Origin of the sequence: Pseudoduganella sp., from assembly GCF_041914865.1 — a bacterium.
In the GTDB taxonomy this organism is placed as follows: domain Bacteria; phylum Pseudomonadota; class Gammaproteobacteria; order Burkholderiales; family Burkholderiaceae_D; genus Rugamonas.
Genome location: NZ_JAYSCO010000007.1, coordinates 104,483 through 130,656 on the forward strand (window position 1 = coordinate 104,483; position 26,174 = coordinate 130,656).

The 26,174-nt window shown below is 65.9% G+C and carries 29 protein-coding genes and 1 pseudogene; 23 read left to right on the forward strand and 7 right to left on the reverse strand.

All coding sequences use genetic code 11. The annotated features are described in order from the left end of the window. Positions 1–51: 51 nt before the first annotated feature. Positions 52–834: an inositol monophosphatase family protein gene (locus tag ACE3TQ_RS05455; RefSeq protein WP_374580988.1), complete on the reverse strand. Its 783-nt coding sequence runs from the start codon at positions 832–834 to the stop codon at positions 52–54. Between the two features lie 152 nt (positions 835–986). Between ACE3TQ_RS05455 and ACE3TQ_RS05460 the strand changes: the two are divergent. The 6 genes and pseudogenes from ACE3TQ_RS05460 to ACE3TQ_RS05485 all read left to right on the forward strand — a co-directional run. Further along, a pseudogene (locus tag ACE3TQ_RS05460) lies at positions 987–1,733 on the forward strand (RNA methyltransferase); the annotation flags it as partial. Positions 1,734–1,900: 167 nt separating this feature from the next. Beyond that, positions 1,901–2,398, forward strand: coding sequence for a hypothetical protein (locus ACE3TQ_RS05465; protein WP_374580951.1), 498 nt, complete (start codon positions 1,901–1,903; stop codon positions 2,396–2,398). Next, a complete protein-coding gene (locus ACE3TQ_RS05470) occupies positions 2,395–4,002 on the forward strand; it encodes a GMC family oxidoreductase N-terminal domain-containing protein (RefSeq protein WP_374580952.1) in 1,608 nt (535 codons plus the stop codon). The genes ACE3TQ_RS05465 and ACE3TQ_RS05470 overlap by 4 nt, the downstream gene beginning before the upstream one ends. Before the next feature lie 23 nt (positions 4,003–4,025). Continuing rightward, the gene (locus tag ACE3TQ_RS05475; protein WP_374580953.1) at positions 4,026–4,901 is read left to right on the forward strand and encodes an esterase/lipase family protein; all 876 of its coding nucleotides are present in this window, start codon (positions 4,026–4,028) and stop codon (positions 4,899–4,901) included. A gap of 154 nt (positions 4,902–5,055) precedes the next feature. Next, positions 5,056–5,409, forward strand: a complete 354-nt coding sequence (locus tag ACE3TQ_RS05480; RefSeq protein ID WP_374580954.1) for a hypothetical protein — start codon at positions 5,056–5,058, stop codon at positions 5,407–5,409. Positions 5,410–5,444: 35 nt separating this feature from the next. Further along, positions 5,445–9,065, forward strand: a complete 3,621-nt coding sequence (locus ACE3TQ_RS05485; protein ID WP_374580955.1) for an EAL domain-containing protein — start codon at positions 5,445–5,447, stop codon at positions 9,063–9,065. Here the strand turns inward: ACE3TQ_RS05485 and ACE3TQ_RS05490 are convergent. Next, positions 9,062–10,915 (reverse strand): SagB family peptide dehydrogenase, encoded by a 1,854-nt coding sequence (locus ACE3TQ_RS05490; protein ID WP_374580956.1) that lies wholly within the window; start codon positions 10,913–10,915, stop codon positions 9,062–9,064. The two genes, ACE3TQ_RS05485 and ACE3TQ_RS05490, sit on opposite strands and share 4 nt — an antisense overlap. A gap of 84 nt (positions 10,916–10,999) precedes the next feature. Between ACE3TQ_RS05490 and ACE3TQ_RS05495 the strand changes: the two genes are divergently transcribed. The 4 genes from ACE3TQ_RS05495 to ACE3TQ_RS05510 are packed head-to-tail and all read left to right on the forward strand — an operon-like array spanning position 11,000 to position 12,977. Then, positions 11,000–11,347 carry a phasin family protein gene (locus tag ACE3TQ_RS05495; protein WP_374580957.1) on the forward strand — a complete coding sequence of 116 codons (348 nt, stop codon included), beginning with the start codon at positions 11,000–11,002 and terminating at the stop codon, positions 11,345–11,347. Positions 11,348–11,407: 60 nt separating this feature from the next. Continuing rightward, positions 11,408–12,073 carry a TetR/AcrR family transcriptional regulator gene (locus ACE3TQ_RS05500; RefSeq protein ID WP_161025081.1) on the forward strand — a complete coding sequence of 222 codons (666 nt, stop codon included), beginning with the start codon at positions 11,408–11,410 and terminating at the stop codon, positions 12,071–12,073. After that, on the forward strand, positions 12,070–12,603 hold the full coding sequence (locus ACE3TQ_RS05505) for a TIGR00730 family Rossman fold protein (protein WP_374580958.1): 534 nt from the start codon (positions 12,070–12,072) through the stop codon (positions 12,601–12,603). Before ACE3TQ_RS05500 ends, ACE3TQ_RS05505 begins: the two co-directional genes overlap by 4 nt. Continuing rightward, the gene (locus ACE3TQ_RS05510) at positions 12,600–12,977 is read left to right on the forward strand and encodes a hypothetical protein (RefSeq protein ID WP_374580959.1); all 378 of its coding nucleotides are present in this window, start codon (positions 12,600–12,602) and stop codon (positions 12,975–12,977) included. Before ACE3TQ_RS05505 ends, ACE3TQ_RS05510 begins: the two co-directional genes overlap by 4 nt. On the opposite strand, the gene ACE3TQ_RS05515 is transcribed toward ACE3TQ_RS05510, so the two are convergent. Continuing rightward, complete coding sequence (locus tag ACE3TQ_RS05515; protein WP_374580960.1) at positions 12,930–13,430, reverse strand: YgjP-like metallopeptidase domain-containing protein; 501 nt, start codon at positions 13,428–13,430, stop codon at positions 12,930–12,932. The genes ACE3TQ_RS05510 and ACE3TQ_RS05515 overlap by 48 nt on opposite strands. Positions 13,431–13,456: 26 nt before the next feature. On the opposite strand from ACE3TQ_RS05515, the gene ACE3TQ_RS05520 reads away from it, so the two are divergent. From ACE3TQ_RS05520 to ACE3TQ_RS05550, 7 genes are all read left to right on the forward strand, one after another. After that, positions 13,457–14,335 (forward strand): endonuclease, encoded by an 879-nt coding sequence (locus ACE3TQ_RS05520; protein WP_374580961.1) that lies wholly within the window; start codon positions 13,457–13,459, stop codon positions 14,333–14,335. Then, the gene (locus ACE3TQ_RS05525) at positions 14,336–14,551 is read left to right on the forward strand and encodes a hypothetical protein (RefSeq protein ID WP_374580962.1); all 216 of its coding nucleotides are present in this window, start codon (positions 14,336–14,338) and stop codon (positions 14,549–14,551) included. 1 nt (position 14,552) lies between these two features. Then, positions 14,553–15,629, forward strand: coding sequence for a Kelch repeat-containing protein (locus ACE3TQ_RS05530; protein WP_374580963.1), 1,077 nt, complete (start codon positions 14,553–14,555; stop codon positions 15,627–15,629). Between the two features lie 77 nt (positions 15,630–15,706). After that, positions 15,707–16,444, forward strand: a complete 738-nt coding sequence (modA, locus tag ACE3TQ_RS05535) for a molybdate ABC transporter substrate-binding protein (protein ID WP_374580964.1) — start codon at positions 15,707–15,709, stop codon at positions 16,442–16,444. A 16-nt stretch (positions 16,445–16,460) separates the two neighbouring features. Next, entirely contained in the window at positions 16,461–17,135 is a 675-nt protein-coding gene (modB, locus tag ACE3TQ_RS05540) for a molybdate ABC transporter permease subunit (RefSeq protein ID WP_374580965.1), read from the forward strand. Further along, positions 17,132–17,809 carry an ATP-binding cassette domain-containing protein gene (locus ACE3TQ_RS05545; RefSeq protein ID WP_374580966.1) on the forward strand — a complete coding sequence of 226 codons (678 nt, stop codon included), beginning with the start codon at positions 17,132–17,134 and terminating at the stop codon, positions 17,807–17,809. Before modB ends, ACE3TQ_RS05545 begins: the two co-directional genes overlap by 4 nt. Then, complete coding sequence (locus ACE3TQ_RS05550) at positions 17,806–18,606, forward strand: TOBE domain-containing protein (protein ID WP_374580967.1); 801 nt, start codon at positions 17,806–17,808, stop codon at positions 18,604–18,606. The genes ACE3TQ_RS05545 and ACE3TQ_RS05550 overlap by 4 nt, the downstream gene beginning before the upstream one ends. Before the next feature lie 13 nt (positions 18,607–18,619). On the opposite strand, the gene ACE3TQ_RS05555 is transcribed toward ACE3TQ_RS05550, so the two are convergent. The 3 genes from ACE3TQ_RS05555 to ACE3TQ_RS05565 all read right to left on the reverse strand — a co-directional run bounded on the left by ACE3TQ_RS05555 (position 18,620) and on the right by ACE3TQ_RS05565 (position 20,650). Further along, positions 18,620–18,922: a KGG domain-containing protein gene (locus tag ACE3TQ_RS05555; RefSeq protein ID WP_374580968.1), complete on the reverse strand. Its 303-nt coding sequence runs from the start codon at positions 18,920–18,922 to the stop codon at positions 18,620–18,622. A gap of 119 nt (positions 18,923–19,041) precedes the next feature. Continuing rightward, positions 19,042–19,587: a hemerythrin domain-containing protein gene (locus ACE3TQ_RS05560; RefSeq protein ID WP_374580969.1), complete on the reverse strand. Its 546-nt coding sequence runs from the start codon at positions 19,585–19,587 to the stop codon at positions 19,042–19,044. A 52-nt stretch (positions 19,588–19,639) separates the two neighbouring features. Beyond that, a complete protein-coding gene (locus ACE3TQ_RS05565; protein ID WP_374580970.1) occupies positions 19,640–20,650 on the reverse strand; it encodes an NADP-dependent oxidoreductase in 1,011 nt (336 codons plus the stop codon). A gap of 103 nt (positions 20,651–20,753) precedes the next feature. On the opposite strand from ACE3TQ_RS05565, the gene purU reads away from it, so the two are divergent. The 5 genes from purU to ACE3TQ_RS05590 all read left to right on the forward strand — a co-directional run bounded on the left by purU (position 20,754) and on the right by ACE3TQ_RS05590 (position 24,552). Next, complete coding sequence (gene purU, locus ACE3TQ_RS05570) at positions 20,754–21,623, forward strand: formyltetrahydrofolate deformylase (protein ID WP_374580971.1); 870 nt, start codon at positions 20,754–20,756, stop codon at positions 21,621–21,623. Positions 21,624–21,629: 6 nt separating this feature from the next. Next, positions 21,630–22,166 carry a YaeQ family protein gene (locus ACE3TQ_RS05575; RefSeq protein ID WP_374580972.1) on the forward strand — a complete coding sequence of 179 codons (537 nt, stop codon included), beginning with the start codon at positions 21,630–21,632 and terminating at the stop codon, positions 22,164–22,166. Between the two features lies 1 nt (position 22,167). After that, positions 22,168–22,914: a M48 family metalloprotease gene (locus ACE3TQ_RS05580; RefSeq protein ID WP_374580973.1), complete on the forward strand. Its 747-nt coding sequence runs from the start codon at positions 22,168–22,170 to the stop codon at positions 22,912–22,914. 36 nt (positions 22,915–22,950) lie between these two features. Further along, positions 22,951–23,400, forward strand: coding sequence for a copper chaperone PCu(A)C (locus ACE3TQ_RS05585; RefSeq protein WP_374580974.1), 450 nt, complete (start codon positions 22,951–22,953; stop codon positions 23,398–23,400). 93 nt (positions 23,401–23,493) lie between these two features. Further along, positions 23,494–24,552, forward strand: a complete 1,059-nt coding sequence (locus ACE3TQ_RS05590; RefSeq protein WP_374580975.1) for an Rpn family recombination-promoting nuclease/putative transposase — start codon at positions 23,494–23,496, stop codon at positions 24,550–24,552. Positions 24,553–24,579: 27 nt separating this feature from the next. Here the strand turns inward: ACE3TQ_RS05590 and ACE3TQ_RS05595 are convergent, their stop codons facing one another. Then, positions 24,580–25,353 carry a head GIN domain-containing protein gene (locus ACE3TQ_RS05595; protein ID WP_374580976.1) on the reverse strand — a complete coding sequence of 258 codons (774 nt, stop codon included), beginning with the start codon at positions 25,351–25,353 and terminating at the stop codon, positions 24,580–24,582. Positions 25,354–25,500: 147 nt separating this feature from the next. Here ACE3TQ_RS05595 and ACE3TQ_RS05600 point away from each other — a divergent pair, with 147 nt between their 5' ends. Next, positions 25,501–26,136 (forward strand): SAM-dependent methyltransferase, encoded by a 636-nt coding sequence (locus ACE3TQ_RS05600; RefSeq protein WP_374580977.1) that lies wholly within the window; start codon positions 25,501–25,503, stop codon positions 26,134–26,136. Positions 26,137–26,174 lie beyond the last annotated feature (38 nt).

Genomic DNA, 26,174 nt, shown 5'->3' on the forward strand with positions numbered 1-26,174 from the left:
CAATAAAAAAGGCCCCGCAGGGCCTCTTTTGTAGTGAATCTGGGCTTAACTTTATGCAAACTCTGCCAACAGGCCAACCATTTGGCCGAAGATTTTCGGCGAGCCGGCGATGATGTGGCCGGTGTTCATGTAGTTCGATTCACCGTTGAATTCGCCGGCGATGCCGCCCGCTTCGGTCACCAGCAGGGCGCCGGCCGCGATGTCCCACGGCTTCAGGTTTTTTTCGTAGTAGCCGTCCAGGCGGCCGCAGGCAACGTAGGCCAGGTCCAGGGCGGCGGAGCCGGCGCGGCGGATGCCGTGCGAGCGCTCGGCCATGATGGTGAACATCTTGGCGAATTCGGCGATCGCAGCCGGCGAGCCTGGCTTGTAGCCGGACGCCAGCAGAGCGCCGCTGATGCGGTCCAGCTTGTTGACGCGGATGCGCTTCTCGTTCAGGTAGGCGCCGGCGCCCTTGGTGGCGGTGAACAGGTCGTTGTGTACCGGGTCGTACACCACGGCCTGGGTCACCACGCCTTTTTGCTGCAGGGCGATGGAGATGGCGTACTGTGGGAAGCCGTGCATGAAGTTGGTGGTGCCGTCCAGTGGATCGATGATCCACACGTATTCGCTCTCGTCATTTACGGTGCCGGTGATGCCCGATTCTTCGGCATAGATGGCATGGTCGGGGTAGGCCTTCAGCAGCACTTCGATGATGGCCTGTTCCGCGGCCTGGTCGACGTCGGTGACGAAATCGTTATGTTGCTTTTCAGTTACGTTGACGCGGTCCAGGTCGAAGGAGGCGCGGTTGATCACAGCGGCGCCACGGCGCGCGGCCTTGATGGCCGTATTCAGCATTGGGTGCATACTAGCTTCCGTAAAATAGCCATTGCCGCCCACGGAAACGCTTCGCGCATCCGGCAGCGGAAATGATGACAAGATTGAAAAAGAGCGGCGCGTTGTGCCGGCGGAGTAAAATGCACGCCCAACGCAGAATCCCGCGATTATAAATGAAGCAGACCGAATCCGCATCCTCCGCCTTCCACCGCCTGCGCATCGTGCTGGTCGAGACCAGTCGCCCGGGCAATATCGGCTCGGTGGCGCGCGCCATGAAAACCATGGGTTTTTCCGACCTGGTGCTGGTCAACCCGCGCTTTGAGGGCGCCTGCGAACACGAGGAGGCGGTGGCCTTCGCCTCCGGCGCGCAGGACATCCTGGCCGGCGCGCGCGTGGTCGGTTCGATGGCGGAGGCACTGGAAGGCATCAACTTCACGGCAGCCGTGTCGGCACGCCTGCGCGAGTTCTCGCCGCCGGTGGTGACGCCGCGCGAATTCGCCGGGCAGCTGGTGGCGGGCGGCGAACTGCACGCCGCGCTGATCTTTGGCAACGAGCGCTTCGGCCTGCCCAATGAGATTGTGGAGCCATGCAATGTGCTGGTGAACATCCCGGCCAACCCCGACTACTCCTCGCTCAACCTGGCGCAGGCGGCGCAGGTGCTGGTGTACGAATGCCGCATGGCGGCGCTGGACGGCCAGCGCGCCGCCAGCCCGGTCGGCTTCCACGGCGAGGCGGCCAGTGCGGCGGCGGTGGAAGGCATGTACCAGCACCTGGAGCAGGCGCTGGTCGAGATCGGCTTCCTCGACGCCAACAACCCGCGCAAGCTGATGCCGCGCCTGAAGCGCATGTTTGCGCGTGCCGGGCTGGAGACGGAAGAAGTCAACATCCTGCGCGGCATCGCGCGCCAGATGACGGCCAAGGCCCCGCCCAGCCGCAAGGATTCGCGCTTTCGCTCTAGCCGCAGCCCGGCGCCAACCTTAGAAACCACCTTAAACCAACCAAATGTCCACTTCGGGGTCAGGAACAAAGGTGGACAAATGTCCACCTTTGTTCCTGACCCCGAAGTGGACAAATGAGGGGAGACACGATGCAACGCAGGACTTTTTTGAAGGCGGGGCTGCTGGGCGGCCTGGCGCTGGCGGCGGGCGGGGCGGCTTATCGGCATTTCCGGCCGGCGCCACTGCAGCGCTTCGGGCTGGATGAGCAGGGCCGCCTCATGCTGGCGGCGCTGATACCGGCCATTACCGGCCTGCAGCCGGCGCCGCCGGCGCTGGCGGCGGGGATCGAGCGGGTGGCGGCGGCGATCGCGGCGTTGCCGCTGTCCATGCAGAAGGAAATCAGCGACCTGTTCGGCTTGCTGGCCATGGCGCCTACGCGGCGCCTGCTGGCGGGCGTGCCGGCCTGGCAGGAGGCGTCGCCGGCACAGGTGGCGGCTTTCCTGCAAAACTGGCGCACGCACCGCACCGAAATGCTGCAGACGGCTTACCATGGCCTGCATGACCTGGTGCTGGGCGGCTGGTATGCCGATCCTGCCACCTGGGTGGGAACCGGCTATAACGGTCCGATGAAGGAGCTGAGCGCATGAGCAGCCCGATTCCAGATCCGATCCAGGCTGGCATCGCGGCCGGCTGGCAAGTCATCGATGCGTCCACCCTGCAGCAGGACCGCAGCTTCGATGCCGACGTGGTGATCGTCGGCACCGGCGCGGGCGGCGGCGTGACGGCGGAAATTCTGGCCAATGCCGGCCTGAAAGTGCTGATGGTGGAGGAGGGCGCGCTGAAATCGTCGAAGGATTTCAAGATGCGCGAGGCCGATGCCTATCCCGCCCTGTACCAGGATTCGGCAGCGCGCAAGACGGCCGACAAGGCCATTAACATCCTGCAGGGCCGCACTGTCGGCGGCTCGACCACGGTGAACTGGACCTCCAGCTTCCGCACCCCGCCCGATACGCTGGCATGGTGGCAGTCCCGATACGGCTTGAAGGATTACAGCGTGGAGGCGCTGGCGCCCTGGTTCCAGAAAATGGAGGAGCGCCTGCACATCAGTGACTGGCCGACCCCGCCCAACGAAAACAACGACTTGCTGCGGCGCGGCGCGCAGAAGCTGGGCATTTCGACGGCCCTGATCCGGCGCAACGTCAACGGCTGCTGGAACCTCGGCTACTGCGGCATGGGCTGCCCGACCAATGCCAAGCAATCGATGCTGGTCACCACCATCCCCGCCGCGCTGGAAAAGGGCGCCGTGCTGCTGACGCGGGCGCGCGCCGAACGCTTTACCTTGGCCGGCGGCCAGGCCACGGCGCTGGAGTGCGCGGCGCTGACGACCGACGGCCTGGAGGCGAGCGGCCGCCGCCTGACGCTGAAAGCGCGCCACTTCGTGGTGGCGGGCGGCGCCATCAATTCGCCGGCGCTGCTGCTGCGGTCCGGCGCCCCCGATCCTTACCAGGTGCTGGGCCGGCGCACCTTCCTGCACCCGGTGGTGCTGTCGATCGGCGCCTACGCGCAGCCGGTGGAGGCGTTCAGCGGCGCGCCGCAGACGGTGTATTCGGACCATTTCCTGCACACGCAGGCGGTCGATGGGCCGATGGGCTACAAGCTGGAAGTGGGGCCGCTGCATCCGGTCCTGGCTGGCACCACGGTGTCGGCCTTCGGTCCGGCGCACGCCAGCCTGATGGGGCGCTTTGCCCACATCCAGGGCATGCTGGCGCTGCTGCGCGACGGCTTCCATGCCGAATCGGAGGGCGGCCGCGTGACCGTGCATGGCGACGGTTCGCCGCGCCTCGACTACCCGCTCACGCCGTACTTCTGGGATGGCGCGCGGCGCGCGCTGCTGACCATGGCCGAAATCCAGTTCGCCGCCGGCGCCGAGGGCGTGCGCCCGGTGCACGAGCTGGTGGACCAGCCCTACAAGGATTGGCGCGAGGCGCAGCAAGCCATTGCCGCGCTGCCGATGCAAAAGCTGCTGACGCGCGTGGTCTCGGCGCACGTGATGGGCGGCTGCGCCATGAGCGGCGACGCGGTGACCGGCGTGGTGGCGCCGGACGGGCGATATCGCGGCATCAGCAACCTGTCGGTGCACGACGGTTCGCTGTTCCCGACTTCCATCGGCGCCAACCCGCAGCTGTCGATTTACGGCATCACGGCCAGGCTGGCGAGCGGCCTGGCGCAACGCCTGGGCGGCAAAACCTGAGGGGATGACCAGTGGTTAAGCGCATGCTGTTACTTGTAATGGCTTTGCAAGTGACCGTTGCTGGCGCGCTTGCCTGGCTGCTGGCGCGCCTGGTGCCGGCCGATGTGGCCCTGCTGCTGGCGGCAGGCGTTGTACTGTTGGTACGCATGGCCATCTCCGCCAATAACTTCCGCATGGCGGCGCGGCCGGTGCCGGCGGAGGCGCAACTGGGCTGGCTGCAGCGTTTGCAACTGTTCTTTAACGAGTTCAGGTCGACCATGGCGGTGACCTCATGGCATATGCTGCGCCACCAGCCGCGCCTGCACCTGGCCAGTGCACCGCGCGGCCTGCCGGTGCTGCTGGTGCACGGCTATGGCGCCAATGGCGGTTTCTGGGTGCACCTGGCACGGCAGCTGGAGGCGCAGGGCTTCAGCCACGCCACGGTGGACCTGGAGCCGGTGTTTGGCGATATCGAAGACTATGCGCTGCAGCTGGAGCAGGCGGTGCAGGCGCTGCTGGCGGCCAGCGGCAGCGCCAGGCTGGTGATCGTGGCGCACAGCATGGGCGGCCTGGTGGCGCGCGCCTGGCTGCGCCGTTTCGGGGCGGCGCGCGTGGCGCGCATCATCACGCTCGGCACGCCGCACCATGGCACAGACCTGGCGCATATGGGCCTGGGCGACAATGCGCGCCAGATGCGGCGCGACGCGGAATGGCTGGCGCAGCTCGATGCGGACGACCGCGGGCAGCGCAGCCTGTTCACTTCCATTTACTCCTACCACGACAACATCATCGCGCCCCAGGATTCCTGCCATTTGCCCGGCGCGCGCAACATCGCGCTGCACGGCATCGGCCATGTCGCCCTGGGCCGCCATCCCGATATCGCCAAGCACATTCTTGCGGAGATTATGGCGATCACTTAGACTGTCTTGAGGCTAAGCAAGAAGCGCTGCTGCACGGGATGTGAAATTCAGTGAGTTTCATTCAGAAAGCAGGACGATGGCGACAGACTGCAGCAAGACAGATCACGCGGGAGCCCCGGACGCCATAGCGTGCTTCGGCAGCCTGCTCGAATCCATGCCGGACGCAATCCTGGTGGCGAATGTCCACGAGCCGGCCAGCCTGCGGCCAGGCGGCGCGGCCGATAGCGGCCGGCGCCAGGACCGCACCGAACCCCAGGCTAAAGCGCGCCGCAGCACCATGCCAGGCGCACAAGGGGCGCGGCCGAACGGCACGGTGCGGCGGCACTTCCCGATGAACCGTGCGCGTGGCGCGCTGAAGTCCACCGAGCGCGGCGCGATCAATACCGCCCCGGGGCGTGCTGGCCTGGCGTGCCAGCCGGTGGTGGCCGCGGTACAGAACGGACTGAAACGCTGTTTCGACAATCCTGGCGGCGGCAGCATTTTTGTGCTGTCACTGCCCGTGGAATAGCGGATACTAGAGGCGACACAGCGACAGGAGTACCAATGTCAGCACGCATCCTGATTATCGAAGACAACCCTACCAATATGGAGCTGATGGTGTACCTGCTCCGCGCGTTTGGCTACCAGCCGCTGCTCGCCCACAACGGCGAGGAGGGCGTGGCGGCGGCGCGGCGCGAGGTGCCCGACCTGATCATCTGCGATGTCCACCTGCCCAAGCTCGATGGCTATGGCGTGGTGGCGCAGCTGAAGCAGGAGCCGGCCCTGAAAGACATCCCGACGCTGGCGGTGACCGCGCTGGCCATGGTCGGCGACCGCGAAAAGCTGCTGGCCGCCGGCTTCGACGGCTATATCGGCAAACCGATCGAACCCGATACCTTTGTGGCCCAGATCGAGTCTTTTTTGCCGGGGGAGATGTCGCCCCGTAACGAGAACGACATCGCGACGATCCTGATCGTCGACGACCATGTGCTTAACCGGGAGTTCTTGATGACGCTTCTCGGCTACAGCGGCCACCGCCTGCTGGAAGCCTCCAGCGGCATCGAGGGCTTGAAGGTGATGGAGAGCGAGAAGCCGGACCTGGTGATCTCGGATATCCTGATGCCGAACATGGATGGCTACGAATTCGTCAACCGCATCCGCAGCAAGCCCGAGCTGGCGCAGGTGCCGATCATCTTTTACACCGCCACCTACCGCGAGCGCGAGGCGATGGCGGTGGCCGAGGCGTGCGGTGTGCGCTGGGTGCTGCCCAAACCGTCCGATCCCGACGTGATCCTGAAAACAGTGCACCAGGCGCTGGGCATGCAGGCCCAGGACGAGGTGCTGCCGGCCTTCGCCCCCGAGCCGCCCAGCCAGGGCAGGCTGTTCGACATCGAGCACAAGGTGGCCAAGTACATCGACGAAGTGGAGTCGAGCAGCCAGCTGATCACCCGCATCGCCAACAACGGCGAAGCACAGGAGACCGAGCCGGAACACCTGAACCAGATGACCGAGCGCCTGTCGCGCTCCCTCTCCAGCCTGCAGGCCGTGAGCCTGCGCCTGACGGCGCTGATCGAGCTGGGGATTGAACTGGGCGCCGAGCGCGATGCGCAGGCGCTGGTGGAAATCGGCGTGCGGGTGGCGCAGAACATTTGCGTCTCGCGCTTTGCCTGCATCGGCGTGCTGGAACAGGAAGCGCAGGAAGCGAGCTTTTTCGCCTCGTGCGGCGTGGGCGAGCAGGCGCAGGTGGTAGCGTCCCAGCCGCGCGCCGGCATCCTGGACAGCCTGCTGAAACAGCGCCAGCCGGTGCGCATGAGCCGCCTGGGCGGCGACCCGCGCGAAATCGGGCTGCCGGCCGCGCATCCGCCGATCCACTCCTTCCTTGGCGTGCCGATCGCGTCGCGCGAGCGGGTGCACGGCTGGCTGTACCTGGTGGATAAACTGGGTTCCGACGAATTCAACGAAGTGGACGAACGGGTGGCGGTGACGGTGGCGGCGCAGATCTCGGTCGCTTACGAGAACCTGCTGCTGTATGAGGAGATCCGGCGTCACCACGCCCAGCTGCAGCTGGACATGAATGCGCGCATCCGCCTGGACGAGGACTTGCGCCGCTTCCGCCTCGCCATGGATGCGACGGCGGACGCCATCTTCCTGGTCGACCGCGCCAACAGCTGCTTCATCGACGTCAACGTGACCGCCTGCCGCATGCTGGGCTTCTCGCGCGAGGATTTCCTGAAAGTGGGGCCGGAGCGCGCGCCGGATGCCGCCCTGCAGCCGTTGCAGGATCTGTACGACAAGCTGCTGGCGGGCGACCAGAGCGGGGCGATGGCGGAGCTGCTGCTCGAATGCAAGGATGGCGCGCCGCTGTCGGTGGAGGTGCAGCGCCGCACGCTGCGTTCGGGCCAGAACTGGATCCTGGTGGCGGTGGCGCGCGACATCACGGAGCGCAAGGAGGCCGAGCGGCGCCTGCTCAAGCTGGCCCACTTCGACACCCTGACCGGGCTGCCCAACCGCAGCCAGTTCTACGACTCGCTGACCCTGTCGCTCAAGCAGGCGGCCGAACATGGCTGGGCGCTGGCGGTGCTGTTCCTCGACATGGACCGCTTCAAGAACATCAACGATACGCTGGGCCATACCATTGGCGACGAGCTGCTGCGCCAGTTCTCCAGCCGCCTGGTGGAATGCCTGCGCGTGCGCGATACCATCGGCCGCTTCGGCGGCGACGAGTTTGCCGCCATCCTGATGCTGCCGGAAGGGGCGCAGAACGCCATTGCGGTGGTGGACAAGATCCGCGAGGCGATGCGCCAGCCCTTCGACCTGAAGGGGCACGAGGTGACCGTGACCGCCAGCATCGGCATTTCGGTCTTTCCGGAGGATGGCAGCGATCCGGACACCCTGATCCAGTACGCCGATACGGCGATGTACCGCGCCAAGGAGGCGGGGCGCGACGCCTTCCGCTTCTTCACGGCGGAGATGAATGCGCAATCGCTGGCGCGCCTGGATATGGAAAACGCGCTGCGGCGCGCCATCGACAATAATGAATTCGTGCTGTTCTACCAGCCCAAGGTGCACATCGCCACCGGCCGCATCAGCGGCGCCGAAGTGCTGCTGCGCTGGAACCGGCCGGGGCACGGCATGGTGTCGCCGGCGCTGTTCATCCCGCTGCTTGAGGAAACCGGCTTGATCGTGCGCGTTGGCACCTGGGTGCTGCAGGAGTCTTGCCGCAAGATCGCCGAATGGGGCAAGAGCGGGGTGGGGGCGGTGCATTTGTCGGTCAACGTGTCCGGCATCCAGTTCTTCGTCGGCGGCCTGGAAGAGGAGGTGATGCGCGCCATCAAGGAGAACGATATCGCGCCCGAGCTGCTGGAGCTGGAGCTGACCGAAAGCTCGCTGATGTCGAATGCGGAGGAAACCATCACGGTGCTGCAGAACCTGAAGGCGCTGGGGGTGAAGATTTCGATCGACGATTTCGGCACCGGCTATTCCTCGCTGGCCTACCTGAAGCGCTTCCCGATCGACAAGCTGAAGATCGATATCGCCTTCGTGCGCGAGGTGACCAGCAACCCGGACGATGCGGCCATTGTGCTGGCCATTATCAATATGGCGCACAGCCTGAAACTGAAGGTGATTGCGGAAGGGGTGGAGAAGGATGCCCAGCTGTCCTACCTGCGGCGCCACGACTGCGACGAGATGCAGGGGTATTACTTCAGCCGTCCCTTGCAGGAGCCGGATTTCGTGCAGATGCTGCGCGAAGGGCGGCACCTGCAGGCCCCGACCGATGAGAACATCCTGGATCAGCAAACCTTGCTGATCGTCGACGACGACGCGTTCATGCTCGACGTGCTGAGCGACTTCCTGGCGCAGGACGGCTACCGCATCCTGACCGCGCAGACGGCGGCGGAGGGCTTCGATGTGCTGGCGCGGCACCGGGTGCAGGTGATCCTGTGCGACCAGTGCATGCCAATGATGACGGGAACCGAATTCATGGAGCGGGTCAAGAACCTGGCGCCCGATACGTTCCGCATCATGCTCTCGGCTTACGCCGACCTGACGCCGATCATGGCCGCCATCAACCATGGCGCGATTGACCGCTTCTACACCAAGCCGTGGAAGGGTGCGGTGCTGCGCGAGAATATCCGCGAGGGCTTCCGCCTGCATTCGCAGCTGCGCGCGCCGCAGCTGCACTAATCGGGCGCGGTCCGGCCCAGGGCGGCGAAATGCAGCACCCAGCGCCCGGCCGGGGCTTTGACCAACTGCGCGGCCTCCTCGTCGTAGAAGGCGCCGACCGGGCAGGCGCCCAGGCCGCGCGCCACGGCGCCCAGCAGCCAGCGTTCCCCCATCAGGCCGGCCTCCAGGAAGGCCATGCGGTAGCCGCGCGCGCCATGGCGCAGCGCTTGTCCGCTGTCGGCCGATAGCAGCAGCACGACGGCGGCATCGCCGATCACGTCCTGGTCCAGGGCCGCATTGCGGGCCTGCGCGGCGAAGTCGCCCAGCGCCACGGTTTGCAGGGCGTGGCGGGCGGGCAGGTAGCGGTAGATGCCGGGACGGATGCCTTCCACCCGGTTGACCACCAGGTCGGCCTGCAGCGCACCGGACAGCAGGGGCGCTTGCGCCATGTCCTGGAGCATGGCGGCCAGCGCGGGCAGCGGCAGCGGCTGCGTCGTGAAACGGCGCTGGCTGCGGCGCTCAAGGATGGCGCGCGCCAGGTCCATGGCCGCCGGTGCGCCGGGCGGCAGCGCCACTATCGCGCCGGCATCGGCCGGCGGCCGTGCGCCGGGTTGCAGCGCGGGCTGCGGGGCCAGGGAAGTGGCTTCGTGGACGGCGCCTGTCACCCCGAGGTCAAGCGCCGAGGCGGCGGCGCTCGGCGCTGCGCTGCTGGCGGCGCCGCCAGCCTGGCCATTGACTGCGACCACGGCGATGACACCCTCCTGCCTGCCATCCAGCCCGAACATCCGCGCCAGCGCCATTTCATCGAAGAGCAGGGGCAGCGCGGCGTGCGCACCGACGTAGTGCGCTGCCAGCCGGGCGTTCTCCAGCAGGTGGCCGAGGTCGGCCGCGACATAGCGGTAGGCGCGGTTGCGGTATTTGTAGCCGGTGCGCTGGAATACGGCGCCCACCACCAGCAGCAGGTCAGGCGCTTCCTGGCCGGCGCTGGCGGGCAGGTCGCCCAGGCGCGCCAGGCGGTGCGCATCGGCATTGAAGTGGTACAGGCCCGGCTGCAGGCCATCCACGCGGCGCACCTGCAAATAGAGTTCGGCGGGGAACAGGGCGCCCGAAGACGGCGCGGCGCGCAAGGCCAGGCCGCCGCGCCGGGCGGTGATGCCCGCTGTCAGGTGCAGCAGCTGGCCGAGCGCCGCCAGGTCAAGCGGCGCCTGGCCGCGCGCCGCGGCCGGGGCGCGCAGCATTGCGCCCAGCGAGCGGGCGCCATCGATGGCGGGCGCCGCGCGCGGCAGGGCGATCTGGGGCAGGGCCGGATACGACTTGAACGGTGCCGGCTGGCTGCCCCAGTCGACCGGCGGCGCGTGCCCGAACACGGCGCTGCGCGAGGAGCTGGAAGCGGCATGGTACTGCAGTACGGTCTGCACGCCGTCCAGCGGCCCGGCCGCCGGTCCGGGCCCTGCCGGCCCGGCGCCGCGTCCGCCCCAGTGCGCACCGAGGGCAAACGCCAGTGCCAGGGCGCCGGCCACGGCGGCCAGCCGGGCGCTCGGGCGCCATGGCCCTGGGCCTTGCGGCGCGGCTGCGGCGGGGCGCCGCTGGCGCAGCCAGCGCAGGGCGGTGGGCAGGTTGAAGAACAGGTGCAGCGACAGCAGCAGCAAGGTGGCGTAGCCGAACAGGTAATGCCAGTCGAACACCGGCAGCTGCTGGCTGGCGACCCAGAACAGGCCCAGGCCGGCCGTGGTGAGCAGGTAGGCCATCAAGAGCAGGCTGCTGTGCACGTTCAGGGCCAGGCGTGACGGCGCCTTGCCGCGCCAGGCCAGCGCGAGCAGGGCGGCATACACCGCCAACGGCAGCAGCACCCACAGGATTTTCGGCCCCATGCGGCCATTGTAGAACGCATTAGAAGCCCGGTTCTAGAGTGTGCGCCGTACAATGCTATTCAGACAATTACCGGAGCCGCCGCCATGGGTAAGAAGAGCAAATCGTTTGAGGAAAGCGAAGAACGGCTAACCAAGGCAGTCCGCGACTCGGCGCAGGAAATCTGGAAAGCCGGCCTGGGCGCTTTCACCGACCTGCAAAAGCGCGCCCGGGCGGTGGAGGGCGACCGCGCCGGCCACGTGCGCGAAACAGTCGACACCCTGGAAAAAGTGTTTGAGGAGCGTGTGACGCGGGCCCTGCACGCGATCGGTGTGCCGATGCGGCAGGACATCAACGCCCTGATCGAGCGCGTCGAGCAATTGAGCCGCCAGGTGGAGGAATTGCAAGCGGCGGCGAAAAAGCCCGTCAAAAAGGCCACAGCGAAAAAAGCGTAACTTCTGGAAAACTTCTAATAGTGATATCCTTGCAGGGGAATCAATAGAGCTTCCCCTTTTATGCTACAAAAAGCGCCAAGACGAACCCGCGAACGCATCCTGGAACTCTCGCTGCGCTTGTTCAACGAGTTCGGCGAGCCCAATATCACGACCACTGTTATTGCCGAGGAGATGAATATCTCCCCGGGGAACCTCTATTACCATTTCCGGAACAAGGACGACATCGTCAACTCCATCTTTGTCCAGTTCAAGGCCGAGGCGGAGCGCATGCTGCAGGTGCCGAGCGGACGGCGCTCGAATATCGAGGACGTGTGGCTGTACCTGCACCTGATGTTTGAGCTGATCTGGCGCTACCGCTTCTTCTACCGCGACCTGAACGACCTGCTGTCGCGCAACCGCAAGCTGGAACTGGAGTTCAAGGAACTGCTGGCGCACAAGATCAAGGTGGCGCGCAACCTGTGCCTGGACCTGCGCAGCGAAGGTTCGCTGGAAGCGCATGACATGGCGATCGATGCCATGTCGGTCAACATGGTGGTGGTGGCGACCTACTGGCTGTCCTATGAGTACGTGCGCAACCCGCGCAAATACTCCGAGCAGCAGTCGATGGCCGATGCGCTGGCGCGCGGCTGCTACCAGGTCCTGTCCCAGGTCGGCCCTTACCTGCGCGGCGAAACCAGCCTGCTGTTCCAGAAACTGTCCGAAGAATACCTGAAGAAACTCAAATGAAATCGATTTGCGTGTATTGCGGCGCCAATGCCGGCGTCTCCCCGTGCTATGCCGAGCAGGCGCGCGCCCTGGCTGCGGCACTGGTGAAACAGAACCTGTCGCTGGTGTACGGCGGCGGCAACGTGGGCCTGATGGGCGTGATCGCCGACGAAGTGCTGCGCCTGGGCGGCGAAGTGACCGGCGTAATTCCGACCGCACTGGTGGAGCGCGAAGTGGGCCACACCGGCCTGACGCGCCAGTTCATCGTCAAGGACATGCACGAGCGCAAAGCCATGATGGCGCAGCTGGCGGACGGCTTTATCGCCATGCCGGGCGGCATGGGCACGCTGGAAGAACTGTTCGAGATGCTGACCTGGTCGCAGCTTGGCATCCACAACAAGCCGGTCGGCCTGCTGAACGTGGACGGCTTCTACGACAAGCTGGTCGGCTTCATCGACCATGCCCGCGACGAAGGCTTCATCAAGCCGCAGCACGCCGCGCTGGTGCGGGTCGAGGCCGATCCGGCCGCGCTGGTGGAGCGCCTGAAATGAGCGGGCCAAACGCCGACGAGCAGTTGGCGGCGGCCCGCGCGCAGCGCCCCAAACGCCTTGCGCACCGGGCGCTGCTCATGCCGCTCTGGCGCCGCTGGTTCCCGGCACTGGACCGGCTGCCGCTGCCGCAGGCCCACCATGCCGTCAATGTGGCCATGCGCGATGCGATGCGCAAACCCGTGTACGTGCTGAGCGCCGTGGCGCTCTTGGCGGCCATGCTCTATGTGGCGATGTATTACGGCCTGCACCCCGGCATGGGTGGACTGGCGGCGCTGATCGTGTACGGCGTGCAGATGCAGCTGGCTGCCCGGCTGCTGAAGCGCCGGCTACCAGAGCTTCTCGCCGCCTGGGGTGTCGAGGTGGGTGAGGTATAGGCGCAGGTCGAACTCGTACTGGTGGTAGTTCGGTTCCATGTAGGTGCATAGCTTGTAGAAGGCCTTGTCGTGCTGCTTTTCCTTGACGTGGGCCAGTTCGTGCACCGCGATCATGCGCAGGAACTCCAGCGGCACTTCCTTGAACATGGTGGCGACGCGGATTTCGTGCTTGGCCTTCAGCTTGCCGCCCTGGACGCGCGAGACCGAGGTATGCAGGCCGAGCGCGTGGTTGATCACGTGGATCTTGCTGTCGTAGGCCACTTTATCGATCGGCGCCGCATTGCGCAGGTGCTCGGCGCGCAACTCCTGGACGTAGTCGTACAGCGCACGGTCGGTGCGGATATCGTGGGCTTTTGGATAACGTTTCGCCAGCACCTCGCCGAGGCGTCCCTGTTCCATCACCTGGCGGACTTGCGATAGTGTCTGTTCTGAGTAAGCGCTGAGGTATTTCATGGCGGGGCGAATGGTATCATGAGGCTATGCGCACCCACGTCAATTCGGTGGGACTGCTGGTGGTCAGCGACCCCGCATTGAACTTCAGCTATCCCGCCCACATCCCCCGAGAATGCATCGATGCCTTGCCTTCGCTGCCGGGCGTTTACTTCTTCCGCGACGGCGCCGGCACGCCGCTGTACATCGGCAAGAGCGTGAACATCCGCGCGCGGGTGCTGTCGCATATGCGCACGGCGGAGGAGATGCAGATGCTGGCGCGCACGGCCAGCATCGATTTCGAACGCACCGGCGGCGAGATCTGCGCCTTGCTGCGCGAGGCGGAACTGGTGAAGCGCCACCAGCCGGTCTTCAACCAGAAGCTGCGCCGCCAGCGCGAAATGTGCGCCATCAGCATGGCCGGCGAGGTGCCGCAGATCGTCTTCGCACGCGAGCTGGATTTTGCGCGCGCGCTGCAGCTGTTCGGCCTGTTCGGCAGCCGCAAGGCCGCTATCGAAACCCTGCGCGACGTGGTGCATGCGCGCGGCCTGTGCACGGTGGCCAGCGGGCTGGAGAAGGGGATGCCGGGCCGGCCATGCTTTGCACGCCAGGTGGCGCGCTGCCAGGGCGCATGCACCGGCGAGGAAACGGCCGCCGACCATGCGGCGCGGGTGCGGCTGGCGCTGGAGCCTTTGCGCGTGACGCCGTGGCCCTTTCCCGGGCCGGTGGCTATCGTCGAGGAATCCGCCGGCTTGCGCCAGCGCGCCATGGTCGATGGCTGGTGCTACCTTGGTGTGGCGGCAGCCGCGGGTAAGGCGCCGCGCGGCGGAAAGGCGCGCGCGGCCGCCCAGCCCCGCTTCGATATCGATGTGTACAATATTCTCGTGCGCCCGCTGGCGTCGGGCGCCCTACGCATCGAGGAGCTGTGAATGGCGATCAAGTTCAATGTGTTCGGCACGCGCGTTCATATCGAACGCCGCGGCAGCCAATGGGCCGCGTTTTACCCTGGTTCGGACGGCAAGCGCCGCGCGGCCGATTTCGTGATCCCGCCCGATGTCGAGGAGGGCGACCTGGCGCTGTACCTCGGCGACCTGTTCCACGAGGATGCGCGCCCCAGCCATCCCGACGTCAGCCGGGTAGCCTGACATGGCCGCCGCCGCGGTGCTGGCCGCTCTGGCCGCGCAGTGGGTGGTGGAGCCGATACAGCCGATGGCGAGCGCGCGCGCCGTGCACCAGGCGGCCTTCGTCGGCGATGGGCGGCTGCTGGTGATCGGCGGCTGCTCGGCCAACAGCTGCGACGCCCTGCAGTCATCGAATGAGTTCTACGATATCGCGCAACGCCGTTTCCGTCCTGCGCCGCCCATGCGCACGGCGCGCGTCAGCCATGCCACGGCGGCCTTGCCTGGCGGCGGCCTGCTGGTGGTGGGCGGCTGGACCGGGCGCGGCGCCACGGCTTCGACCGAGATCTTCGACGCGCGCGCAGCGGCCTTCGTGGCCGGCCCGCCGATGCGGGTGCCGCGCCTGGACGCGGCCGTGCTGGCGCTGGATGATGGCCGCATCCTGGTGGCGGGCGGCGCGTCCGGCCTGAACCAGCCGGTGGCCAGCGCGGAATTCTACGACGTGGCGACGCAGCGCTTTACGCCCGCTGCCGGCATGACGCTGCCGCGCACCAACCATGCCTCCGTGCGCCTGGCCGACGGCCGTGTGCTGCTGACCGGCGGCTTGCAGGCCAAGGGGCGCGCTACCGCTTCTGCCGAAGTGTACGATCCGCGCAGCGGCAAATTCACGGCGGTTGGCGCGATGGCGAGCCCGCGCTACAAGCATGCGGCGGTGGCGCTGCGCGATGGCCGTGTGCTGGTCATCGGCGGTTCGGCCGGGGACGATGAGCGGCAATTATTGGCCAGCACCGACATTTTCGACCCCGGGACCAATAGCTTTGCGCCCGGGCCGCGGTTGCAATCGCCGCGCTACAAGATCCCGTCCTCGGCCGTGGTGCTGGCGGACGGCGCGGTGATGATCGCTGGTGGCGCCGGCGACGTGGAAATATGGCGCCCCGGCGCGCGCCATTTCGAGCGCGCCAGCGGTTCGCTTGGCGCGGCCTGGCAGTTCGGCACCACCACCGCGCTGCCGTCGGGGGAGGTGCTGGTGCTGGGCGGCTACGACCAGGGCATCACACCCACGGCCAAGGCCTGGATCGTGCGCCGGCAGGGCGCGGCCCCCTGACTGCTCGACCACCGTAGACAGCGGCCCGGCATTGCGCTATATAATCGAGTATATTGCGCTAATGGAAAGGGTTGCTGATGAAACGTATCACCGCCGCATGGCTGTCGCTGTGCGCGGCCGGGCAGGTGGCGGCCGCCGACATTACGGTTTCGGCGGCGGCCAGCCTGAACAATGCCTTCCGCGAGGCGGCGGCAGCCTACGAAGTGGCCCATCCGGGACATAAGGTCCTGCTGAACTTTGGCGCGTCCGATGCGCTGGTGGCGCAAATCGCCAAAGGCGCCCCGGTCGACGTGTTTGCCTCCGCCGACCAGGAAGCGATGGACAAGGCCCAGGCCCATGTGGCGCCGGGCACCCGGCGTGATTTCGCCAGCAACCGCCTGGTGGTGGCGGTGCCCGCAGCCAGCAGCCTGCAATGGCGCACCCTGGCCGACCTGGGCCAGCCTGGCGTGCAGCGCCTGGCCACCGGCAATCCGGCCAGCGTGCCGGCTGGCCGCTACGCCCGGTCGGCGCTGGAGAAGGCGGGGCAGTGGCAGGCGCTGGAGCCGAAGTTCGTATTCGCCACCAACGTGCGCCAGGCGCTCGATTACATTGCGCGCGGCGAGGTGGAGGCGGGCCTGGTGTACCAGACCGACGTCGCCTCGCAGGCCGGCAAGGTGCGCGCGGTGCTGGCGGTGCCGACCGCAACGCCGATCACCTACCCGCTGGCGGTGCTGAAGGAGGCACCCAACGCGGCCGGGGCGCGCGGCTTCGCAGAGTTCATCTTGTCGGCCAGCGGCCAGGCGATCCTGGCGCGCCATGGCTTTGGCAAGCAGTAAGGAAGGGCGGTCGTAGATGGATGCTGCGCTCGTTGCGCTTGGCCTGTCGCTGAAGGTGGCGTTGTGGGCCACGCTGATCGACCTGGTGCTGGGCCTGGGCTTGGGCTACCTGCTGGCGCGCAAGCGCTTTCCCGGGCGCGAGCTGCTTGATGCCTTGCTGACCCTGCCGATGGTGATGCCACCGACCGTGCTCGGTTATTACCTGCTGGTGCTGATCGGGCGCAATGGGCCGATCGGGCACTGGCTGCAGCACAATTTCGGCATCAACCTGATTTTCACCTGGCAAGGCGCCGTCGTCGCGGCGGCGGTGGTGGCCTTCCCGCTGGTACTGAAAGGCGCGCGCTCGGCCTTCGAGGCGGTCGACGTGCAGCTGGAGCAGGCGGCGCGCGTGTTGGGCGTGCCGCCGTTCGGGGTGTTTTTACGCGTCAGCCTGCCGCTGGCCTGGCGCGGCGTGCTGGCCGGCACTTTGCTGGCCTTTGCCCGTTCCATGGGGGAATTCGGCGCAACCCTGATGGTGGCCGGCAGCATACCGGGCAAGACCCAGACCCTGTCGATCGCCGTGTACGAGGCGGTGCAGGCCGGGCAGGACGACACGGCCAACCTGCTGGTGCTGGTGACCTCGCTCACCTGCATCGCAGTGCTGGTGGCGGCCAACCGGCTGGCGCCGAACCGTGCGCAGGGGGCGGCATGACGATCCGCGTCGCCATCCGCAAAACCTTGCGCGCCGGCCAGCGCACTTTCGAGCTCGATGCGCGGTTCGAAACGGCCAGCAAGCGCGTGGTGATCTACGGCGCTTCCGGCGCGGGCAAGAGCCAGATGCTGAAGGCAATTGCCGGCCTGTCGCGCCCGGACAGCGGCCTGATCGAGCTCGATGGCCGGCGCCTGTTCGACAGCGGCACCGGCATCGATGTGCCGGCACGGCAGCGGCGCGTCGGCTACCTGTTCCAGGACTATGCCTTATTCCCGCACCTGAATGTACGGCAGAACATCGGCTTCGGCCTGCGGCGCGGCTGGCTCAACCCGGCGCCGCGCGGCGAGCCGGCGGCGGTGCGCTACTGGCTGGAGGCGTTCGGCCTGTCCGAGGTGGCGCACCAGCGCCCGGCCGAGCTGTCGGGCGGCCAGCGGCAAAGGGTGGCGCTGGCGCGCGCCATCGTGTGCGAGCCGGCGGCGCTGCTGCTGGACGAGCCTTTCGCGGCGCTCGATCCGGCGCTGCGGGTGCGCATGCGCGGCGAGCTCGACGCGCTGCAGCGCCGGCTCGATATCCCGATGCTGCTGATCACGCATGACCCGGACGATGCCGCCACCTTCGGCGGCCAGGTATTGACGATGGCGGACGGCCGCGTGGCCGGGGAGGGCGGGCCATGAGCAAGGAAGTCGGGCTGCGGGGCGAGGTGCGGATCACGCTCGATGGCCAGGACTTTGGCGGCCAGCAGCGGGTGGCGCTGCTGGCCAGCATCGCATCACACGGGTCGATCACGCAGGGTGCCAAGGCGATCGGCATGAGCTACAAGGCGGCCTGGGATGCGATCGACACCATGAACAACCTGGCCGGCGAGCCGCTGCTGGAGCGTTCAGCCGGCGGCAAGGGCGGCGGCGGCACCCGGCTGACGCAGCGCGGCGCCCGGCTGGTGGCGAATTTCCGCCGCATTGAATACGAACACAATGTGTTCATGCAGCACCTGAGCCGGCAGGCGCAGGGGCTGGCCGACGACTTTCTCCTGTTGCAGACGATGAAAATGAAGACCAGTGCGCGCAACCAGTTCTCCGGCACCGTGACGGCCATCAGGCGCGGTGCGGTCAATGATGAAATCCTGCTGCGTATTGTCGGCGGGCAGGAAATCGTGGCCATCATCACGCAGGAGAGCAGCGAAGCGCTGGGCTTGCGCGAAGGCAGTGCCGCGTTTGCGCTGGTCAAGGCTTCGTCGATCATCCTGGCAACCGGGCAGGGCAGCAAACTGTCCGCCCGCAACCAGTTGCGCGGCACGGTGTGCCGCGTGCAGCCGGGCGCCGTCAACTCCGAAGTGAGCATTGCCCTGCCCGGTGGCGGCACCGTTGCCGCCACCGTCACGCGCGACAGCGAACAGGCGCTGGAGCTGGAGGTGGGCATGGAAGCGACAGCCCTGTTCAAAGCCTCCAGCGTGATCATCGGCGTGCCTGACTAGGCGTGCCGGACCGTTAGCCGGGGTTGGGCTCGCCGTCCGGCTTGGCGCCTTGCCGGTTGCCATTGCGCGCCGTTTGCCGGCTTTCGCCGCCCTTGCGCCCGATTTCCGCCATATGTTCGCGGTTGCGGCTGACGACCTCGCCGCCTTTCTGGCCGGCGCGGCGCGCTTCTTCCGGTGTGAATTCGTGCGCCGTGCCTTTCTGGTGGGCGGCCTGGCCGCCTTTGCTGGCGATCATGCGCTGGGTCTCTTTATCCATCGCCGCGAAGCCGCGCTTGCTGGCGCCGGTCCTTGCCTGTTCGTCGTGCGTTGCCATCATCCACCTCCCTCAAAGTGCCCATGAACCGGGCGCAGGCCCGGGCTGGAAGCAGCGCCGTGGCTGCTTCTAGGGCTTGGAGGGGAGGGTGGCGCTAAAGTTCAAACTTTTTTTCGTTTGTTTCAGGAACCGGCCTGGCCGGTGGCGGAACGCTCGCCTTCCGCTTCGGCGGTATTATTGCCGCGCACCGGGGCGGCGCCGAAATCGTGTTCGAGTTCTTCCTTGCGGTCCTGCAGCTGTTCGCGCAGTTCCACCAGGTCGGCATCGCTATCGCGCACGGCGGGGAAGAGTTCCTGTTCTTCCTCGGTGACATGGTGTTCCACGCTTTCCTTCAGCTTCTGCACCGTGCCATCGAGTTCGCTGTCGCCGCTGGCCATGCCGCGGATCAGGGCCACCAGCTCCTTGATGCTGGCATGTTCCTCCAGCGCTTCGTCGACTTCCTCGCGCATGCCCGTTTCGGCGCTCACGGCGGGATAGAAAATTTCTTCTTCGATGGTGGCGTGGATGGTCAGGTCCATGCAGATTTGCTGCGCCAGGTCGTGTTTCAGGCCCTGGTGGGAAGCGTCGCACTGTTCGAACTCGCGGAACAGGCTTTTGACCTTGTCGTGGTCAGAGGTGAGGAGCGCCACGGCATCGTTGTCCGTGGCGCTGTTGCTTTGCTGGCTCATGCTGGCTCCTTTGCATCGGTTAGGCCGCGCCAAGGAGCCGCAGGGGAAGGGATCAGGCCACTTGCAGCACCAGCTTGCCGAAGTTCTTGCCTTCGAACAGCATGTTCAGCGCCTGCGGGAAGTTTTCGATGCCGCGCACCACATCTTCCCGGCTCTTGATCTTGCCTTCCTGCAGCCATTTGCCGAGCGCGGCAACGGCTACGTGGTAGCGGTCGGCGTAATCAAACACCACCATGCCCTCCATGCGTGCGCGGTTGACCAGCAGGGCCAGGTAGTTGGCCGGCCCCTTGACCGGCGTCGTGTTGTTGTATTGGGAAATTGCGCCACACACGACGATGCGGGCTTTCAGGTTAATGCGCGTGAGCACGATATCGAGGATGTCGCCACCAACGTTATCAAAGTATACGTCAACGCCATTTGGGCAGTGTTCCTTCAGGCCGGCCCGCACGTCGCCGCCCTTGTAGTCGATGCAGGCGTCGAAGCCCAGCTCATTGACGACGAAGTCGCACTTCTCCTTGCCGCCGGCTATGCCGACCACGCGGCAGCCCAGCTGCCTGGCGACCTGGCCCACGGTCTGGCCCACGGCGCCGGCCGCGCCCGATACCACCACGGTTTCCCCGGCCTTGGGCTGGCCCACTTCGAGCAGGCCGAAGTAGGCCGTCATGCCGGGCATGCCGAGGGTGTTGAGCCAGGTGGTGGCGGGCGCCAGGCGGGTGTCGATCTTAACCAGGGCGGCGCTGCGGTCGTCGGCGGCGCCGATCCAGTACTGCTGCACGCCCAGGCCGCCGGCCACCTGGTCGCCCACGGCAAAGCGCGGCGATTTCGAGGCCACCACTTCGCCCAGGCCGCCGGCGCGCATCACTTCGCCGATCGCCACCGGGCGGATGTAGGACTTGCCTTCGTTCATCCAGCCGCGCATGGCGGGGTCGAGCGACAGGTAGTGGGTCTTGACCAGCACTTCACCGTCGGCCAGTTCGCGCACGGTTTCGCGCGTGACTTGCCAGTCGCTGTCCTTGGTCATGCCGACCGGGCGGGCGGCCAGGCGGAACTGGGTATTCTCCATACTGTCTCCTTTTGTAAAATAGTACGGTCATTCTATTCCGTATTTTGCCGGAGGTGGCAATGTTCATGCGACAATATTGACCCATCCATGAACTGACCATGCCATGATCCACCCAGAATACATCCTCACGCTCTCCTGCCACGACCAGCGCGGCATTGTCCATCGCGTATCCGGATTCCTGGCCGAGCATGGGTGCAACATCATCGATTCCGCCCAGTTTGGTGACGCGGAAACGCAACGCTTCTTCATGCGCGTGCATTTTGCGCGCGAAGACGCGGCCGTCAGCGATGCCATGCTGCGCGATGACTTCGCCGGCGTGGCCGCAGCCCTCGGCATGGAGTGGGCGCTGCACGATGCGCACGCCAAGCCGCGCGTGATGCTGATGGTGTCCAAGATCGGCCATTGCCTGAACGACCTGCTGTTCCGCTACAAGAGCGGGCTGCTGCCGGTCGAGATCCCGGCCATCGTCTCCAACCACATGGACTTCTACCAGCTGGCGGCCAGCTATAATATTCCGTTCCACCACCTGCCGCTGGCGACCGGCGCGCCCGAATCGGCCAAGCTGGCGCAGGAAGCGCGCGTGGCCGAGCTGATGGAAACGCACAAGGTGGACCTGGTGGTGCTGGCGCGTTACATGCAGATCCTGTCGCCCTCGATGTGCGAGCGCCTGAAAGGGAAGGCGATCAATATCCACCATTCCTTCCTGCCCAGCTTCAAGGGCGCCAAGCCGTATGCGCAGGCCCACAAGCGCGGCGTGAAGCTGATCGGCGCTACCGCCCACTTCGTGACCGGCGACCTGGATGAAGGCCCGATCATCGAGCAGGACGTGGAACGCGTGGACCACGCCATGGATTCGGACGCACTGACTGCGATCGGGCGCGACGTGGAATGCGTGGTGCTGGCGCGCGCGGTCAAATGGTTTGTCGAACACCGCATTTTGCTGAACGGCGACCGTACTGTAATTTTCAAGTAATAAGTAATGGCTCTTAAATCGACGATCTACAAGGCGGAACTGTCCATCGCGGACATGGACCGCAACTACTACGCAACCCATTCGCTGACCCTGGCGCGCCATCCGTCCGAGACCGATGAACGCCTGATGATCCGCATCGTGGCCTTCGCCATCCACGCCGACGAGGCGCTGGTGAACGCCAAAGGCATCTCCGATACCGAAGAACCCGACCTGTGGCAGATGGACCTGACCGGCGCGATCCAGCTCTGGATCGAAGTCGGCCAGCCGGACGAGCGCCGCCTGCTGAAGGCGGCCGGCCGCTCGGAAAAAGTGATGGTGTACTCCTACAGCTCCGCTTCGCATGTCTGGTGGAAGCAGCTGGCCAGCAAGATCGATCGCGCCAAGAACGTGAGCGTGGTGAACATCGACGCGGAAGCCAGCGCCCAGCTGGAAAAGATGGCGCAGCGCTCGATGCAGCTGCAATGCACCATCCAGGATGGCCAGATCTGGCTGACCGACGGCGAAACCACCGTGGAAATCCCGCGCGAGGTCTGGAAGGCCTGATATGCGCGCCCCGGCTGCCCGCGCTGCCATTGCCGCCTTGCTGCTCATGCTGGGCGGGGCGGCGCTGGCGCAAGGGGAGCCGCAGGTGACGCAGGCCCAGGTCATGGCGGGCGCCGCAAAGCTGTATGAGGAACACCTGGCCGAACTGCGCGCCGGCCACCGCCTGGATGACAATCCCCGCTTCGCGGCGCGCGTGGCGGCCATTGCCCGCACCCTGGTCGAGCAGGCCAAGCGCGACTATCCGGAGACCGCCGGCTGGCAGTGGGAGCTGCACACCACGTCCGACGAGACGGAAAACGCTTTTGCCATGGCGGGCGGCAAGCTGCTGGTCGGCGCCGCGTTCGTGGAGCGGCTGGTGCTGAACGATGCGGAACTGGCCATGCTGCTGGCGCATGAAATGGCGCATGTGGTCCTGCTGCATAACCTGCGCGAAGCAGAGGAAGCCCTGCGCCTGGAGCCGCATCGGGCCGCGCGCCCGTATGCGGAACTGGAGCATGCCATCGACCACGACTATGGCTTGATGCGCAAGCTGGCGCAGTTCAACTTTGTACAGGAGGAAGAAGCCGACCGCGAAGGCATGCGGCTGGCGGCGCGCGCCGGCTGGAAGCCGGCCGAACTGGCGCGCTTTTTCCGCAAGCTGGAACGCAACAGCCAGTCGCCGAATTTCCGTAGCCTCTACCATCCTTCGCCGGCCATGCGGACGCGCGCGGCAAACCAGCAGGCGGCTGCGCTGGAAGCAGGGCGCTAAGCTATAATTTCCGCCTGCATTCGATTGAGGTGGAATATGAAAAAGCAGTTTTTTGCGGCGGCCATGCTGTTTGCCATTGCAGCATCGGCAGCGGCGCAAATCAGCGTGCGTGAACCATGGATCCGGGCCACCGTGCCGGCTGGCCAGGCGACGGGGGCCTTCATGCGGCTGCAGTCGGCGCAGGACGCGCGGCTGGTTGAGGTGAGCACGCCAGCGGCGGGCATCGTTGAAATCCACCAGATGTCGATGCAGGGCGACCGCATGATGATGTCGGCGGTGGATTATATCGACCTGCCGGCGGGCAAGACTGTGCCCCTGGCTTCTGGCGGCTACCACATCATGATGATGGACTTGAAGCGCCAGATGAAAGCCGGGGAAACCGTACCCATGACCCTGGTGTTCGAGAAGAAGGACAAGAAACGCGAAACGGTGACGGTGCAGGTGCCGGTCAAACCGCTGTCGTACACGCCGCCGAAATTGCAGTGATCCCCCGCCTTCAGCGCAAGCGCCCCGCCAGCCGGGGCGTATTCTTTTGCGCTAGCCCAAAGCCTTGTCCCGGCAGCTTCCTACAATCGAAGCATGCCCAACCAACACGACGCCGCCCTGAAGCGCCTGTTCAGCTTTCCGGAGCTGGTCCGCGCGCTGCTTGAGCTGGTGCCGGGTTGCCCGGCCGCGAGCGCCAGCGGCTTCGAGCGCCTGAACTGCAGCTTTGTCAGCAGTTCGGCACGGCAACGCACGGCTGATATGGTGTGGCGCATCTTCTGTGGCGACGCGCTGTTCTATTTATTGCTCGAATTCCAATCCACCGTAGACCGGCAAATGCTGCCACGCGTGCAGGTCTATGCGGGCTTGCTGTCGCAGGATTTGCATGCCCGGCACAAAAGCACGGAACTTTTCACCTTGCTGCCGGTCGTAGTCTATTCAGGCCGCCGCAAATGGCCGCGTGCCAGGGCGAGCCAGGCCTGGTGGGCCAAGCCGCTGGAGGAAGAGCAAGTGTTCTTCCTGGTCGATGAGGCGTTTGCCGGCGAGTCGGTAATTGCTGATGTGATCCGCCTGGTGCGCGCCGAGAGTCTTCACGCCGTGATGTCGGCGCAGGTGGCACTGCTCGGATGGCCCAGGGCAAGCGAAGGATTGCGGCGCGAGATAAACCGGGTTGCAGACGAGCGGCTGCAGCTCTTCGACTCAGGCAAGGGGGAAATCATGAAGGTGCAACAGAAACGGAAGTCACGGCCGCGCGAGCTGACCGAGGAGGACGAGGAGGCTTTGTGGCAGTACTATAACAACATCATCGATTCGGCTTTGCGCGACTCGGAATGTATCAGGTTTATGGCCGCAAGAGCTGAGGCCAAGCGAGAGGGGAACCTGGAAGGCCGGCAAGAAGGGCGGCAGGAGGGGCGGCAGGAGGGGCGGCAGGAGGGGCGGTGGGAAGGGCGTCAGGAAGGGCGTCAGGAAGGGCTGCAGGAGGGGCGGCTTGAAGCATTGCGCCATGTACTTGGCAAAGCGTGCGAGAAGCAAGCCCTGCCAAGCCACCTCGCAGCGAAAGTTGCCAGCGCCGATCTGGCCCAACTGGAGAGCTGGGTGCCGCGTCTGATCGCAGGCGAATCGATATCGGCCGTGCTGGCAGAGGGAAGCCCATGACGCGTCGCTGCCACGGGCCGCCTGCGGTCAGTTGGGGGCGCCCGCCAGACGCTTGACGCTGCCGGAACCCATCAGGCTCTTGGTCACTTGCGGCTCGCCGTAGTAGCGCACGTCGCCCGAGCCGGCGACGCTGACAGTCAGCGACTGCTTGGCCCACACCACCGCCTGGCCCGAGCCGCCGATGCTGACCACCACATCCTTGGTGGCCAGCTGGCCGGTGCTGACTTTGCCGGAACCGCCGATCGAAACCTTCAGCTTGTCGGTCGAGCCGCTGGCTTTCAGGTTGCCGCTGCCGCCGAGGGAGACCGTCACGGACTCGCCTTCGATATCGCGCAAATTCATGGAGCCGGAGCCGCCGACATCGAACGACAGCTTGCCGCCGCGAATCCCTTCGGCATCCACGGAGCCCGAGCCGCCGACCGAGATGCGCTCCATCTTCTTTGCAGTGACCACCACCTTCAGGTTGCGCGTGTCGAGATGCAAGTTGCGGCGGGCAGGGCGGATTTTCAGGGTGCCGTCCTCCACCACGGTTTCAATCAGGGGCAGGATGTTGTCATCCGACTCGATGGTCACGCTTTCGGTGCTGCCCATGCGGACCTCGACGCTGCCCGGCAAGCCCAGGCCCAGGCCACTGAAATTGCTCACGTCGCGCGCCTGCTTGGCAATATTGCCATTGCCCTGCACGCGTTCCCCGGCGAACCAGCCCAGCGGCGAGGCCGACACCAGGGTGACCGGGGCGGCAACGGCCGCAAAGACGGAAGCGGCGACCAGGGCATTGCGCACTGCAGCAGACATTTTCATCGTGTTTCTCCTCGGGTATGCATTGTTCGATGGTTGGATCGTATCCCAGCCGGCAGGCGGGCGCCTGCGCCATGCGACAGGGTGCTGGCAGCCGGGAATAGAATGCATTTCCCGGGGACAGGGCGGCGCTCCTGTATCATTTCGCCCATGCTTACCATCATCATCAAACAGGGCAAGGAAGCCTCCATCCTTGCCGGCGACCCGTATATTTACCTGTCCGCCATCGAACGGGTCGACGGACGTCCCGCCGAAAAGAACAAGCCGGGCGCCACTGCCACCGTTGTCAGCTCCTCCCGCAAATTCCTGGCGCGCGCTGCCTACAATGCCAAATCGCAAATCGCCGCCCGCGTCTGGACCCTGCGCGAGGACGAACCAGTCGACCACGCCATGGTGAAACGCCGCGTGCGTGCCGCTATCGCCCGCCGCAGCCACGTGCTGCAGGCGGCGCGTCCGGATGCGTTGGTGCCGATCGTGCTGGGCGATGAAGACGGCCTGTCCGGCCTGCTGGTCCACAGCTATGGCGGCAAAGAGGGCTACCTGGTGTGCCAGTTCCAGTCGGCCGCAGTGGAAGCATGGAAGATTGCTATCGTGCAGGCGCTGATTGCGGAAACGGGTTGTCCGAATGTGTATGAGCGGTCCGACAAGCTGATGCGCGAAGGCGAGGGCTTGCACGTCAAGTCGCGCGCCCTGGCCGGCGACGAGCCGCCGCAGCGCCTGACGGTGACCGAACGCGGCCGCAGCTTCCCCTATGACATCCGCACCGGTTTTGAGTATCCGAAATAAATGTTGTACTTAAGCCACTTACCTTCCATAAGGCAAAT

Bases quoted from the DNA above. Each gene is read 5' to 3' on its own strand.
- ACE3TQ_RS05455 (WP_374580988.1), bottom strand. From the start codon at position 834: ATGCTGAATACGGCCATCAAGGCCGCGCGCCGTGGCGCCGCTGTGATC.
- ACE3TQ_RS05465 (WP_374580951.1), top strand. From the start codon at position 1,901: ATGCAACGCAGGACTTTTTTGAAGGCGGGGCTGCTGGGCGGCCTGGCG.
- ACE3TQ_RS05470 (WP_374580952.1), top strand. From the start codon at position 2,395: ATGAGCAGCCCGATTCCAGATCCGATCCAGGCTGGCATCGCGGCCGGC.
- ACE3TQ_RS05475 (WP_374580953.1), top strand. From the start codon at position 4,026: ATGCTGTTACTTGTAATGGCTTTGCAAGTGACCGTTGCTGGCGCGCTT.
- ACE3TQ_RS05480 (WP_374580954.1), top strand. From the start codon at position 5,056: ATGCCGGACGCAATCCTGGTGGCGAATGTCCACGAGCCGGCCAGCCTG.
- ACE3TQ_RS05485 (WP_374580955.1), top strand. From the start codon at position 5,445: ATGTCAGCACGCATCCTGATTATCGAAGACAACCCTACCAATATGGAG.
- ACE3TQ_RS05490 (WP_374580956.1), bottom strand. From the start codon at position 10,915: ATGGGGCCGAAAATCCTGTGGGTGCTGCTGCCGTTGGCGGTGTATGCC.
- ACE3TQ_RS05495 (WP_374580957.1), top strand. From the start codon at position 11,000: ATGGGTAAGAAGAGCAAATCGTTTGAGGAAAGCGAAGAACGGCTAACC.
- ACE3TQ_RS05500 (WP_161025081.1), top strand. From the start codon at position 11,408: ATGCTACAAAAAGCGCCAAGACGAACCCGCGAACGCATCCTGGAACTC.
- ACE3TQ_RS05505 (WP_374580958.1), top strand. From the start codon at position 12,070: ATGAAATCGATTTGCGTGTATTGCGGCGCCAATGCCGGCGTCTCCCCG.
- ACE3TQ_RS05510 (WP_374580959.1), top strand. From the start codon at position 12,600: ATGAGCGGGCCAAACGCCGACGAGCAGTTGGCGGCGGCCCGCGCGCAG.
- ACE3TQ_RS05515 (WP_374580960.1), bottom strand. From the start codon at position 13,430: ATGAAATACCTCAGCGCTTACTCAGAACAGACACTATCGCAAGTCCGC.
- ACE3TQ_RS05520 (WP_374580961.1), top strand. From the start codon at position 13,457: ATGCGCACCCACGTCAATTCGGTGGGACTGCTGGTGGTCAGCGACCCC.
- ACE3TQ_RS05525 (WP_374580962.1), top strand. From the start codon at position 14,336: ATGGCGATCAAGTTCAATGTGTTCGGCACGCGCGTTCATATCGAACGC.
- ACE3TQ_RS05530 (WP_374580963.1), top strand. From the start codon at position 14,553: ATGGCCGCCGCCGCGGTGCTGGCCGCTCTGGCCGCGCAGTGGGTGGTG.
- modA (WP_374580964.1), top strand. From the start codon at position 15,707: ATGAAACGTATCACCGCCGCATGGCTGTCGCTGTGCGCGGCCGGGCAG.
- modB (WP_374580965.1), top strand. From the start codon at position 16,461: ATGGATGCTGCGCTCGTTGCGCTTGGCCTGTCGCTGAAGGTGGCGTTG.
- ACE3TQ_RS05545 (WP_374580966.1), top strand. From the start codon at position 17,132: ATGACGATCCGCGTCGCCATCCGCAAAACCTTGCGCGCCGGCCAGCGC.
- ACE3TQ_RS05550 (WP_374580967.1), top strand. From the start codon at position 17,806: ATGAGCAAGGAAGTCGGGCTGCGGGGCGAGGTGCGGATCACGCTCGAT.
- ACE3TQ_RS05555 (WP_374580968.1), bottom strand. From the start codon at position 18,922: ATGATGGCAACGCACGACGAACAGGCAAGGACCGGCGCCAGCAAGCGC.
- ACE3TQ_RS05560 (WP_374580969.1), bottom strand. From the start codon at position 19,587: ATGAGCCAGCAAAGCAACAGCGCCACGGACAACGATGCCGTGGCGCTC.
- ACE3TQ_RS05565 (WP_374580970.1), bottom strand. From the start codon at position 20,650: ATGGAGAATACCCAGTTCCGCCTGGCCGCCCGCCCGGTCGGCATGACC.
- purU (WP_374580971.1), top strand. From the start codon at position 20,754: ATGATCCACCCAGAATACATCCTCACGCTCTCCTGCCACGACCAGCGC.
- ACE3TQ_RS05575 (WP_374580972.1), top strand. From the start codon at position 21,630: ATGGCTCTTAAATCGACGATCTACAAGGCGGAACTGTCCATCGCGGAC.
- ACE3TQ_RS05580 (WP_374580973.1), top strand. From the start codon at position 22,168: ATGCGCGCCCCGGCTGCCCGCGCTGCCATTGCCGCCTTGCTGCTCATG.
- ACE3TQ_RS05585 (WP_374580974.1), top strand. From the start codon at position 22,951: ATGAAAAAGCAGTTTTTTGCGGCGGCCATGCTGTTTGCCATTGCAGCA.
- ACE3TQ_RS05590 (WP_374580975.1), top strand. From the start codon at position 23,494: ATGCCCAACCAACACGACGCCGCCCTGAAGCGCCTGTTCAGCTTTCCG.
- ACE3TQ_RS05595 (WP_374580976.1), bottom strand. From the start codon at position 25,353: ATGAAAATGTCTGCTGCAGTGCGCAATGCCCTGGTCGCCGCTTCCGTC.
- ACE3TQ_RS05600 (WP_374580977.1), top strand. From the start codon at position 25,501: ATGCTTACCATCATCATCAAACAGGGCAAGGAAGCCTCCATCCTTGCC.